Genomic DNA, 12,233 nt, shown 5'->3' on the forward strand with positions numbered 1-12,233 from the left:
TAACAATTTTCATTCAAATGGAGAAGGCTTGTTTATTGTGTGTAACTTATTTCTTAATGGTGGTGAGACCTTGGAAAGTTTTACTAAAACGAAAATATCAACAGAGCAACAGAATGATCTGGTCGGTGCCGCTTTTGGAAGTCATGTGAGCATTGATCGAAGTACCGAGCTGACGGGAGGTTATTTTAACGCAGCCTATGATCTTCTTTTATCAGACGGAAGAGCTATGATTCTTAAGATAGCGCCATCCGATGAAACAGACACCCTAAGTTATGAGCACGATATTATGGCTGTCGAGGTTGCGGCCATGCGATTGATGAAGTCAAAAGGAACAGTACCTGTGCCTGAGGTATACGCTTATGATAACAGCAAAAAATTGATTTCGAGTGAGTTTTTTTTCATGGAGAAAATAATTGGTCAGCCCTATAATGAGATTAAGGAAGAACTAAGTCCGCAGCAGAGAATAAGTATTGAGACAGAGTTAGGTCATTATTGTCAGTTAATTAATGAGATTCATGGTGAACGTTTCGGATTATATAGTGCGTCCACACCAGTAAAGGGAACTTCATGGCGGGAAACATTTCAGCTTTTGATAACGAACTTGCTTGAAGATGCACGTCGTTTAAAGGCAGAGATGCCCATTCCGATTGAAACCATTGAGGCAGAGATCATAAGCCGCTTACATGTTATGGATGTAGTCACTGAGCCTCGTCTTGTACACTGGGACTTATGGGATGGCAATGTATTCGTGCGAGAGGGCTGCATTGTTGCATTGATTGATTGGGAACGGGCACTTTGGGGCGATCCGCTTATGGAGTATTATTTTCGATATATAGAGAATTCAGAGCATTTTTGCAGAGGTTACGGAAATAGCTTCGACAACCCGAATGAATGTGCCCGCAAAAAACTCTACGATTTATATATCGACTTAATTTACTTTATCGAGTGTTATTCGCGTAACTACGATAGCCAAGGTCACTTTAAGTGGGCGCATGATAATTTGCTGGAGGGCTGGAAGAGATTCATGGCTTAACACAATTTTGACACATTTACAGCGTAGAAGAGAAGGAGGAAGAGCGGGAGGAGAGGGACGCTAGTGTTTGAATGGCTGAGTGTACATATTAATGAAGTGAGTTTGCTGTGGCTGCTGCCGATACTATTTATGTTTCACGATTTTGAAGAAATTTTAGTTATCGAAGCTTGGAGTGCCAAATATGGAACCAGAGTCGAAGCAGCTATACCACCATTTATGCGGAAAATGTATACCTCGATGATGCACATGACTACACGTAACTTTGCTTTGGATGTATTATTCGTGTATATTTTGATAGTGGCTGTAACCTGCATCGCAGTTTTCTTTTCATACTATTTATTGTATTTGGCTGTTCTTGCAGTGTTCTTCTTCCATGTATTTACTCATCTAGGACAGACTATTTATTTGAAAATGTATACACCTGGAGTTGTTACAGCAGTACTAGTAGTTCTTCCTTATTCTCTTTATGCGTATTATCGACTGTTGGATGACGGCGTGGTATCTATTGCAGATATCGGGCTGTCCTTGGTAGTTGTACTTCTTTTACTTCCACCTTTGATGTGGTTGCTTGTGAAGAATAGAACACGAAATAAACAGAACTAGTACTAAAGTCTGCTGCTAGACGTATTTTTTTCAGAAAAATCTTGACTAGAACCCTTAAAACTAGATAAAATAATACTTATTGCTTACAACATGCTGAGAATCATTATCATAATTGACGAGGAAATGAGAGGGTGACAAGATGGAGCGCCTTTTAGAGGTAAAAGACTTAGCGATATCATTCAAAACACACGGTGGAGAGGTACAAGCGATCCGTGGTGTTAGCTTCCATGTAGATAAAGGTGAAACTCTAGCGATTGTTGGGGAGTCAGGTTCCGGTAAAAGTGTAACCTCACAAGCGGTTATGAAGCTAGTTCCTACACCACCAGGAGAATATAAACGCGGACAGATTCTGTTTGATGGACAAGATTTGATTGGCAAGACTGAGAAGCAAATGCAGAAAATTCGTGGTAAAGAGATCGGTATGATTTTTCAGGATCCAATGACCTCATTGAATCCAATGATGAAGGTCGGCAGACAAATTACTGAAGTGCTTCTCAAACACGAGAACATCTCCAAGGCTGATGCGAATAAACGTGGGGTTGAGCTACTCAATCTTGTAGGTATTCCATCACCGGAACGCCGCTTTAATCAATATCCACATGAATTCAGTGGTGGTATGCGTCAACGTGTTGTTATTGCAATGGCACTTGCTGCGAACCCTAAGCTTCTGATTGCGGATGAGCCGACTACAGCGCTTGACGTAACGATTCAAGCACAAATCCTTGATTTGATGAAGGAATTGCAGAAGAAGATTGATACGGCTATTATTTTTATCACCCATGATCTTGGGGTTGTAGCAAGAATGGCAGATCGTGTAGCAGTAATGTATGCTGGACAAATTGTCGAAATGGGAACAGCGGAAGAGATCTTCTACGATCCAAGACACCCATACACTTGGGGCTTGCTGGCTTCCATGCCAAGTTTGGAGAGCAAAGGATCTTTGCTTACAGCAATTCCTGGTACTCCTCCAGATTTGATCAAACCGCCTAAGGGTGATGCTTTCGCACTACGTAGCACTTACGCTATGCAAATCGATATGGAGAAAGAGCCTCCAATGTATAAGGTTTCGGATACCCATATGGTGAAGTCTTGGCTAATGCATCCGATGGCTCCTAAGGTGGAACCGCCGGCAGTTGTTAAGAACAGACAACGTGTGCTTAAGAATGCTTATCCAGAGCCAGTTTTGGTACAAGAAGGCGCTAATTAAACAGATTATTTTACGAAAAATATAAAAGGAAACGTCAGGCCATTTCGATGGCTTGGCGTTTTTTTATGTCCAAAAGTTCACTATTATTTAAATAAATATGAATTAATACGTGTTTACTTAAATAAAAGGATTGACTATTGCACGTTTTCGTTTCAAAATGAAAAGGCATACATAGGGGGTATAACGATGAGAAAAGCCATTATGACTACAATGATTAGCGTTTCATTATTAGTAGTAACAGCGTGTAATGACAATTCAGCTAGTTCCAGCAATTCAAATCACTTAACTGACTCTGCCCAGCCTGTCTTTAAAAATGTATCTGTACATGATCCGTCGATCATTATGGCAGATAATAAATACTATGTGTTTGGTTCTCATTTAGCATCTGCTAAATCAAATGATCTGATGTCTTGGTCTCAGTTGTCCTCAGGAGTGGTAGCAGGAAATGTACTCATTCCTAATGTTAAAGAGGAGTTTGCTGAAGCATTAGAATGGGCACAGACGGATACCTTATGGGCACCGGATGTTATCCAATTGGCGGACGGTAAATATTATATGTATTACAATGCTTGTAAAGGGGATTCCCCGTTGTCTGCCCTCGGCATAGCCGTGTCGGATAATATTGAAGGACCCTATAAGAATAAGGGCGTCATTCTGAAGTCAGGTATGATGGGCATGGGTGATGATGGAGAAATATATGATGCCACTCAAAAGCCAAATGTAGTAGACCCGGATGTGTTCTTTGATAAAGAAGGGAAGCTGTGGATGGTCTACGGTTCTTATTCCGGTGGTATTTTCATTATGGAACTAGATGCTAATACAGGCTTCCCGCTGCCGGATCAAGGCTATGGCAAAAAGCTTCTGGGTGCGAATCATGCTCGGATAGAAGCCCCATATATGCTGTATAGTCCGGAAACGGATTACTACTATCTGTTCCTATCATATGGAGGGTTGGCAGCTGATGGTGGCTATAACATCCGTGTAGCTCGCTCAAAGGCGCCTGATGGACCATTCGAGGATTCTCAGGGTCAGGATATGATTCATGCACAAGGATCGCCTACGGTATTGTTCGATGATCCTGCATATGCGCCTTACGGAATGAAGCTAATGGGGAATTTCGAATTCCTGAATACGGATGATGAGCTGCCAGTGAGTGGAGAAGGATATGTATCACCAGGTCATAACTCTGCATTTTATGATGAAGAGAATGGCAAGTATTATCTGATCTTCCATACACGGTTACCAAATCGTGGTGAAAAGCATGAGGTGAGAGTTCATCAGATGTTTATGAATAGTGAGGGGTGGCCAGTTGTAGCCCCACACCGTTATGGAGGAGAGACCATTGAGAAATACACGAAAGAGCAAATTTCAGGTGAATACAAATATTTGAACCATAACAAAGAGATAACGGCTGATATCGTGCAGTCAGAACTGATTGAATTGACTAAGAGCGGAAAGATTAAAGGAGCGGTAAAAGGAAAGTGGAAGCTTATCGATGAGCATACGGCTGAACTTACCATTGACGGTGCTACTTATAATGGGGTGTTCCTGAGAGAGTGGAATGAAGCTACTGCCAGTAACGTTATGACGTTTACTGCAGTTTCCAAAGAGGGGATCTCTATTTGGGGGAGCCATGTATCAGCAATGGAATAATAGAATTTAATAAAAAATAGGAAGTGGAAACGGGGTTCCAACTAGTCCTAACGACTAAGCTGGAGCCCCGTTTTGTGGATGAATGGTCAGTCTTCAAACTTACGAATCACAATGACAGCATTATGCCCGCCGAAACCAAAGGAGTTAGACATGCCTATAGTAAGATCGGTTTTTCTAGCCATGTTCGGGACATAATCAAGATCACAAATGGAATCTTTGACCTCCTGATTAATGGTAGGGGGGATGATTCCTTCTTGAATGCTCTTAATTAGGGCTATGGCTTCTAGACCACCGGCCGCGCCTAAGGCATGTCCTGTCATGGACTTATTAGCGGTTACGGGGATCTGGTAGGCTTGATCGCCGAATAACTTCTTTATCGCAAAGGTCTCGGAGCGGTCACCTACTACTGTACTAGTGGCATGGGCGCTGATTACATCCACCTCCTCCGGCTGGAGATTTGCTTCATTCAGTGCCAATTTCATTGCTTGATAAGCACCGATTCCTTCTGGATGCGTGGCGACCATATGGTAAGCATCAGAGCTGGCTCCATAGCCGATAACTTCTCCGTGGATCTTGGCATTTCTACGCTTAGCGTGGGAGAGTGACTCTAGAATAACTATTCCACCGCCTTCACCGATAACAAATCCATCACGCTCCCCGTCAAAGGGGCGACTCGCCTTAACCGGCTCCTCATTTCGAGTGGATAAGGAGGTGGCATTGCCGAAACTGGCTAAGGATATTTCAGTAATGGCTGCTTCTGAACCACCAGCAATTACAATGTCGGCACCTCCGTAACGGATCAACCGGAAGGCTTCACCGATCGCCGTATTCCCAATAGAACACGCAGTTACTGGAGACATTGTAGGTCCCATGGCGCCTAATTTAATGCTGATCATCGCTGCAGCCATATTAGAGATCATCATGGGAATTAATGTGGGACTTACCCGATCCGGTCCACGACCTTTAAGCACGCTCCCTTGCTCCATCAAGGTCTGAATTCCACCAACGCCTGATCCTACGTAAACTCCGAGGCGCTCCTTGTCAATCTTATCAAGCTGTAGACCGGAATGTGTCCATGCATCTTCAGCGGCGGCGAGGGCGAACTGACTAAATCTATCCATTCTGCGTGCTTCTTTACGACCGAATCTGGCTTCTGCATCGAAGTCATGCACGATTCCCGCGATTTTGGTATTAAAGTTAGAAGTATCAAATGAAGTGATTGGGGATATACCCGACTCACCAGAAACTAGACGATCCCAGAATTGCTCTATTGTATTTCCAAGGGGCGAGATTAAGCCCATACCTGTAATAACTACGCGCTCCATAGTGAACCTCCTCAACTAGTGTATATAGGTATTTTTCCACTAATTTTATCCTATTACAAGTTATCGTTTATCCTAGTATAATTTGTACTATACTAATGATTGCAACAGAGAGGAGAGTAAGCGTATGGGTAATCAGACGAGATTACAGGCATTATCAGATTTCTTAAAAGCACGTCGTGCATCGATCTCACCCAGCTCTGCTGGATTGCCAGAAGGTACACGCAGGAGAACGCCTGGGCTTCGAAGGGAAGAAGTTGCACAGCTAGCGGGGGTAAGCAGTACCTGGTATACATGGCTAGAGCAGGGTAGGGATATTAAAGTATCTTCATCTGTTCTAGATTGTATCGCAACAGCTCTAAAGCTGACTCCTGATGAGCGGAAGTATCTTTTTGCACTGGCATTAGAGACTGGAACAGGAAACGTTCTATTTCAGCAAGAAGAATCCTCTGTAATCAGTCCTTCTCTACAGAAGATTTTACAGGAGCTTAAGACCTGTCCTACGATTATTTCAGACCGACGTTGCGGGATTGTAGGTTGGAATGAGGCGGCAGCACATGTGTTTCTTGATTTCTCCAAGCTGCCCATTGAGGAGAGAAACATGATTCGGTTGTTATTTGTTCGCAAGGAGTTCAGACGTTTAGCTGTAAATTGGGAACAGTTCGTAAGCGGTTATCTATCCATCTTCAGGGCTTATTACGGACAATATGTTGAGGATCGCTGGTACGATGAATTTATAGAGGAATTAAAGGGACTACACCCAGCGTTTAATGAAATGTGGGAACAAAGCCGTGTAAGCTCCGCTCCGGATGTCCTACTGGAGTTCAGACATGCCAAAGCTGGGAAAATGTTATTTCATTTAACCTCGCTACAGGTTCAAGGCAGCACAGATTTACGCTGTAGTATTTATACACCTGCCGCTGATTCGAATACTGAAATCAAGCTGAAGCAGCTTATGGAGCAGCATAAAGAATGACCAAGTTCCAGCCTGCAAGGTTTTCTTAAAGGCTAATACGCTTATTCATAGAAAACGAGAGTGTCCGCCAGCCATTTACGTGGCTATGGACACTCCCGTTTAAACATTGGAAGATTAATTAGTGGTTATATTCTTTTTATTGCCGGTTTTCTTTCCATAGATTCGGAACAATATTAATCCAAACAGCATGCCGATAAATGACATCACGGATATTGTTAAGTAAAGGGCCTTACCGCCGAAGGCTTCATATAAGGCTCCTCCAGCATAAGAAGCGAGAATGCCTGATACCCCGAAGAACAATAGCGCCAGTACTGTTTGACCCGTAGCCCGCCACTCCTCAGGCACAATACTATACAGATACTGAATAGCTGCGGAGTAGAATACTGGAAAGGTAAGGATTTGTAGTATCTGTAGATAAGCTAGCAAATGCGGATCAGTAATCCAAGCGGAAATAAAGAATCGAAGAAAATAAAAGGCTCCGGAAATCGAAATAATGATCAGCTCTTTTCCTTTGCGAAGCCACCAAAAGCTTAAAGCAAAGACAATAATCTCACTCATTGCGGCGATAAAGAACGATTGACCTACTAATTCAGGACTGCCACCAAGCTCACGGATATAAACACCAAGGAAGGTATCGTTCATTCGCGCAGGAACGGAGCTGATAAAGATAAGCACTAGAAACAACAGCGTTTCTTTGTTGCTTAGAAAATGCTTTAAGCTGTCAAGAGTAACCGGTTTACCCGTGACTGGAGCATCAGGCATGAACCAGCTGACGATGAAGCTTGTAAGGCTAATACCAACGAACAGCATGGCCATCCCATGAGAGCCGAAGTAACTCAGCACATAACCTGTGAGCAAGGCCATTACACCGTACCCTAAGGCACCGTATGTGCGTATCGACCCATAGCTAATTCCAGCTGCTTCGGAAACCCGGAAATTCAAGCTTTCAGCTAGCGGATCGATAGGCATCAAGAAGAAATATAGCAGCATAGCAAAAAGAATAAGTCCCACATAGCTATTGGAATCGAATAAAAAGTATCCCGTCACCGCAGAGCATAACAACAGAACTAAAAGTACCTTGCGGATCGTTCTTGTTTTGTCGCTGATCATCCCCCATAAGGGTTGAGCAATAATGGTAACAAAACCTCCAGTACCAATAATGAATCCAATTTGCGCCGGATTTAAACCTTGCTCTCCTAGATAGACTGGCAGAAAAGGAATGAACATCGCCAGCAATGCAAAATACAAAAAGTTAAATCCTCGTAATAGTGTTGGTGCCTTCATAAGTTTCTTTACCTCACGTATTAAATATTATTTAGATAGAGTCAATTTTGTTATTGTAACATGGATGGTGAATGATTAGGATATAAAACTATGATAAACTGAGAATAATTAAAGCAAAATGCAAGGAGAAAAGTCGATGATCAAGCTGGTATCATGGAATGTTAATGGCCTTCGGGCATGTGTCAAAAAAGGGTTTAATGACTATTTCAAAGAAGTAGATGCTGATATCTTTTGTGTTCAAGAGACAAAGCTTCAGGAAGGGCAAATTACACTGGAGCATGGTGAAGAATACGATCAATACTGGAATTACGCAGTGAAGAAGGGCTATTCCGGTACGGCTATATTTACTAAAATCAAGCCGATCTCTGCAAGATATGGAATGGAAGAAGATGAGGAAGCAGAAGGTCGTATCATAACATTAGAGTTTGAACATTTTTATCTGGTCAACGTCTATACGCCTAATGCCAAACGAGATCTGTCTCGATTGGATTACAGAATGGAATGGGAGGACCGTTTCCGAAAATATCTCTTAAATCTGGACAAGAGTAAACCGGTAGTTGTCTGTGGAGATCTAAACGTAGCCCATGAGGATATCGATATCAAGAATGCAAAGGCTAACCGTGGGAACTCTGGTTTTACAGATGAAGAGAGAGGCAAAATGAGTACGCTGCTAGAGTCGGGCTTCATTGATACTTTCAGATATCTCCACCCGGAGCTAGAGGGAGTATATTCATGGTGGTCTTATATGCCGAAGGTGAGAGAGCGGAATGTGGGTTGGCGGATTGATTATTTCTTAGCTTCTTCTAGACTTGCGCCTAATGTACTTGATGCTCAAATCGATTGTCAGATTATGGGCAGTGATCATTGTCCAGTCATTTTGAAGCTTGCAGATTTTTGAGACCAAAATAAAATGATTGAAGGCCGCTAAGTTCCTGTGTAAGGAAGAGCGGCCTTTATTTTACGGGTGTGAATACTAAATTCTGCCAATCATATCATCGAATTCAAGCGGACCCATGTTTACATTAATCTTCGATTTAAGCAATAACATGTTCTCTAATATTTTAATCTCAAGAGTGATATAGAAGGGCATTTCAACAAACAGCAAGGACAACTGAAGTTGATCTTCTGCTAACCAAGTAAAGCTGGACATAATCCGGTTCATGGAAGGCTCAAGGATTAGCGCAAAGCTTTCGAGCCATTGTCCTCGGCCTAATCGAATGACATTGCTCTCACCAAGCTTACTTATTAAAGTAACCTCAGCGTCTTCATTGTTGAAGGAGATCGAGAAGGTAGCTAGTGAGAATTGGTTGTTTTCGAGTGTATAGGTCATATCATTTATTTGATCTTCCAGAAAGGAGGACTGTTGCAATTGTGGAGGATTTATCGATAAATTCTTTAATTGGTCTACCAAGGCTGCAGATGAAGACTGATCTTCAGGAAGAGGTGCATCCTTCATATTGGGCAGTAGATGCTCCCACACTGCATTTAATATTCCTTCTGTGCTAGATGATGCGCTTGTAATAGCTATTACAGCGTCTTGGCCTGGTAGAACAATACAGAGTTGTCCGAATGCGCCATCTGCCCGGTAGGCTCCATGCTGGCATCTCCAAAATTGAAAACCATATCCGTGCGCCCAGTCATGATCGCCTTCGCCATTCGAGATGTGTTTGGAAGTGGCCTCATCTATCCACTCTTCAGGTAGAAGACGCTGATTATTCCAGATGCCTTTCTGTAAGAAGAGCTGGCCGAATTTAGCGATATCCTCTGTGGTTATGTTTAAACCGTATCCGCCAGTGTTAATTCCACGGGGACAGGATTCCCAAGTGGCACTACGGATACCAAGAGGCGTGAAGAGACGTGGTTCTAAGTATTCAAGCAGCGTTTGTCCGGTGACCTTTTGAATAATCGCAGATAGCATGTAAGTAGCGCCGGTATTATAGAGAAAATGCGTTCCAGGTTCTTTTTCTACAGGGACCGTGAAGAAGGCTTTCACCCAATTCCCGTCCGCACTTTGTTTAAGGGGATCCATCGTGTCCACGACTTGTCCTGTACCCATTATCAATAGATGCTTAATGCTCATTTTGGATAAATTTCTTGTAATCTCCTCAGGTGAATCCTCAGGAAAGAACGAAATAACCGAATCATCAAGAGTGATGAGTTTCTCTGTCACAGCAAAACCGATAGCAGTTGAAGTGAAGCTTTTGCTCAGGGAAAAAGGCATATGCGGAAGGTCGGGCTTATAAGGAGACCACCAGCCTTCCGAGATTACATATCCATGACGAAGGAGCATAAAGCTGTGCAGACCTAAGCTTTGCGCCTCTACTGCATCAATAAAGCTGGAAATTGCGGCTGATGAAATGCCCTGCTCTTCTGGAAGACTTCTAGACAACTGCAAGCTACTTGTAGTTTCCATTCATTCATCTCCTAAATTTTGAGAATCCGTACCTTCCTATTTTATAATAAATTCCATGGTATAAATACTAGATATAAGGGAGAATTTTTCAATTCTCTATAGAACTACTGATTGAGGCATCGGTATGCGGTCTTTTCTCTGGCCATGAAATCACATGCGAGGTTCGGCTTAATTTCTCATAGATTAGCTGGTCATCTTTTTTGAATACCTTAATGATTAAATGAATAAAGAAAGCTAAATCGACCAGTAGAACAAAGAGATAAGCTACCGTTCTCAATGGTGAAGATAGAAGCCCCGTCACATCAGAATCGATAACAATAGCGTGAAGTCCAAGGATTACCCAATATAACAGACCATATCGGATCATAAGCGCCCAGAAAGAAGCCCGATTACCTCTGTTCGTTACCCGAATCCGTACAATCCATTTGCCTAAGGTCCGCCCACCGGTGAAAGCTGGAATCAGGATGAAGTACATCCCTGTTACAATCCAGAAAGCACTTTTTATATCGAATCCATAAAGTACACCAAACCCAATGATCCACACCATACTATCGATGAAAAAAGCAATCCCTCTGCGGGTATAGGAGACTCTTTTGGCGGAACGATCGATATTCGTATCCAGTTGTTCTATGCGTGGCAGTAACCCGTTTATCCAGATAGCAATTCGGAATCCAAAGATCCCTCCCAGCGTGTTGGTAATAAGATCATCGACATCAAATAGACGGTAGGGATGATCAAAAAAGCCGTAGATGCCTGTAACCTGAGTGACCTCAAAAGATAACGAAAGCATGAAAGACAAGAGAATACACATTCCCCAGCGCGTTCGAAAATAGTAGCCCAGAAACAATCCAAACGGCACTGTCAGAGCGATGTTAAATATCACCTGTAAAAAAGCGGGCTCTCGTAGTAAAGACCAATACGTTGAAATCTGATCAGGTATGATCTTAGAGCCGTCTATAATATCTTGTATGAACTGAAGAGGGATGAGCTGCATGATACTCCCTGAAGGCGTCATATTATGTCTTGAGGAAGGCATCGGAAGCAATACGAGAAAATAAGCGTTCATCAGATAGAGCAAGAGTAAGTATAGGATTAAAGCTCTAAGCTTATGAATGTAGCCGTGTCTACGGTATTGAACGATTAGAAAAGGGAGCGTGAAGATCAATGCCGCTATAGGAAACATCATAAAGGCATAAGAAATTGGGAAAAAGTAAGAATGAAACATAAGTCACCTGCCGAATCATTGTTTTTGTGGAAGAAAGGAGTCTGCTGCAAACTAGCGTTCCCGGCTCATTATAAAATTTTATGATAGGGAACTCAACTTATTTATTTAGCGCTTCCGGCATACATATGTTTATAGAGGAGCGTGAAGTGATGGAGAAAAAGGTACAGCAGTATTATCGTCTGAAGCAAAAACAAAAGGAAATCGAAAAAGAACTGGGGGAGCTTCGCCAGGAAATTCTAAGCTATTGTAGTGAGCAGGGGGCAACTGAGACTGAAATTGGAAGCTACAAGGTGAAGCTAGTGATGCAGAACCGCAAAGAATATGATGATCTGAAGCTTTATGAAACCTTATCAGACCCTGAAGTGTGGCGTATGCTCTCTAAATCAGACCCAGCGAAGGTAGCAAGTTTGACCAAGCTTAACGTAATCTCTGAAGACAAGATTATGCATACCTATTCTTTAAAGACCGTAACTTTGCTGCAGGTGGATAAAAAATAAGGATTTTTACGTGAGCGGTT

General features: G+C 42.6%; 11 protein-coding genes. 7 read left to right on the forward strand and 4 right to left on the reverse strand.

From position 1 onward, the window contains the following. Positions 1-70 precede the first annotated feature (70 nt). The 4 genes from NSU15_RS13000 to NSU15_RS13015 all read left to right on the forward strand — a co-directional run bounded on the left by NSU15_RS13000 (position 71) and on the right by NSU15_RS13015 (position 4,496). Entirely contained in the window at positions 71-1,033 is a 963-nt protein-coding gene (locus NSU15_RS13000; RefSeq protein WP_339290738.1) for an aminoglycoside phosphotransferase family protein, read from the forward strand. Positions 1,034-1,096: 63 nt separating this feature from the next. Further along, positions 1,097-1,636, forward strand: coding sequence for an HXXEE domain-containing protein (locus tag NSU15_RS13005; RefSeq protein WP_339290740.1), 540 nt, complete (start codon positions 1,097-1,099; stop codon positions 1,634-1,636). Between the two features lie 139 nt (positions 1,637-1,775). Then, positions 1,776-2,843 carry an ABC transporter ATP-binding protein gene (locus NSU15_RS13010; protein ID WP_339290742.1) on the forward strand — a complete coding sequence of 356 codons (1,068 nt, stop codon included), beginning with the start codon at positions 1,776-1,778 and terminating at the stop codon, positions 2,841-2,843. A gap of 186 nt (positions 2,844-3,029) precedes the next feature. After that, positions 3,030-4,496, forward strand: a complete 1,467-nt coding sequence (locus NSU15_RS13015; RefSeq protein WP_081389735.1) for a glycoside hydrolase family 43 protein — start codon at positions 3,030-3,032, stop codon at positions 4,494-4,496. Between the two features lie 86 nt (positions 4,497-4,582). On the opposite strand, the gene fabF is transcribed toward NSU15_RS13015, so the two are convergent. After that, a complete protein-coding gene (gene fabF / locus NSU15_RS13020; protein WP_076117534.1) occupies positions 4,583-5,821 on the reverse strand; it encodes a beta-ketoacyl-ACP synthase II in 1,239 nt (412 codons plus the stop codon). A gap of 124 nt (positions 5,822-5,945) precedes the next feature. Between fabF and NSU15_RS13025 the strand changes: the two genes are divergently transcribed. Further along, entirely contained in the window at positions 5,946-6,794 is an 849-nt protein-coding gene (locus NSU15_RS13025) for a helix-turn-helix transcriptional regulator (RefSeq protein ID WP_076117532.1), read from the forward strand. A gap of 114 nt (positions 6,795-6,908) precedes the next feature. On the opposite strand, the gene NSU15_RS13030 is transcribed toward NSU15_RS13025, so the two are convergent. After that, a complete protein-coding gene (locus tag NSU15_RS13030) occupies positions 6,909-8,078 on the reverse strand; it encodes an MFS transporter (RefSeq protein ID WP_042127049.1) in 1,170 nt (389 codons plus the stop codon). A 139-nt stretch (positions 8,079-8,217) separates the two neighbouring features. On the opposite strand from NSU15_RS13030, the gene NSU15_RS13035 reads away from it, so the two are divergent. After that, the gene (locus tag NSU15_RS13035; RefSeq protein ID WP_339291336.1) at positions 8,218-8,976 is read left to right on the forward strand and encodes an exodeoxyribonuclease III; all 759 of its coding nucleotides are present in this window, start codon (positions 8,218-8,220) and stop codon (positions 8,974-8,976) included. 75 nt (positions 8,977-9,051) lie between these two features. Here NSU15_RS13035 and NSU15_RS13040 read toward each other — a convergent pair whose 3' ends face one another. Both NSU15_RS13040 and NSU15_RS13045 read right to left on the reverse strand, forming a co-directional pair. Further along, positions 9,052-10,491 carry a serine hydrolase gene (locus NSU15_RS13040; protein ID WP_339290745.1) on the reverse strand — a complete coding sequence of 480 codons (1,440 nt, stop codon included), beginning with the start codon at positions 10,489-10,491 and terminating at the stop codon, positions 9,052-9,054. 88 nt (positions 10,492-10,579) lie between these two features. Beyond that, complete coding sequence (locus NSU15_RS13045) at positions 10,580-11,716, reverse strand: VanZ family protein (protein WP_076121932.1); 1,137 nt, start codon at positions 11,714-11,716, stop codon at positions 10,580-10,582. A gap of 149 nt (positions 11,717-11,865) precedes the next feature. Between NSU15_RS13045 and NSU15_RS13050 the strand changes: the two genes are divergently transcribed. After that, the gene (locus tag NSU15_RS13050; protein ID WP_042127055.1) at positions 11,866-12,213 is read left to right on the forward strand and encodes a hypothetical protein; all 348 of its coding nucleotides are present in this window, start codon (positions 11,866-11,868) and stop codon (positions 12,211-12,213) included. Positions 12,214-12,233 lie beyond the last annotated feature (20 nt).

This window comes from Paenibacillus sp. FSL E2-0201, from assembly GCF_037963325.1.
In the GTDB taxonomy this organism is placed as follows: Bacteria; Bacillota; Bacilli; order Paenibacillales; family Paenibacillaceae; genus Paenibacillus_AQ.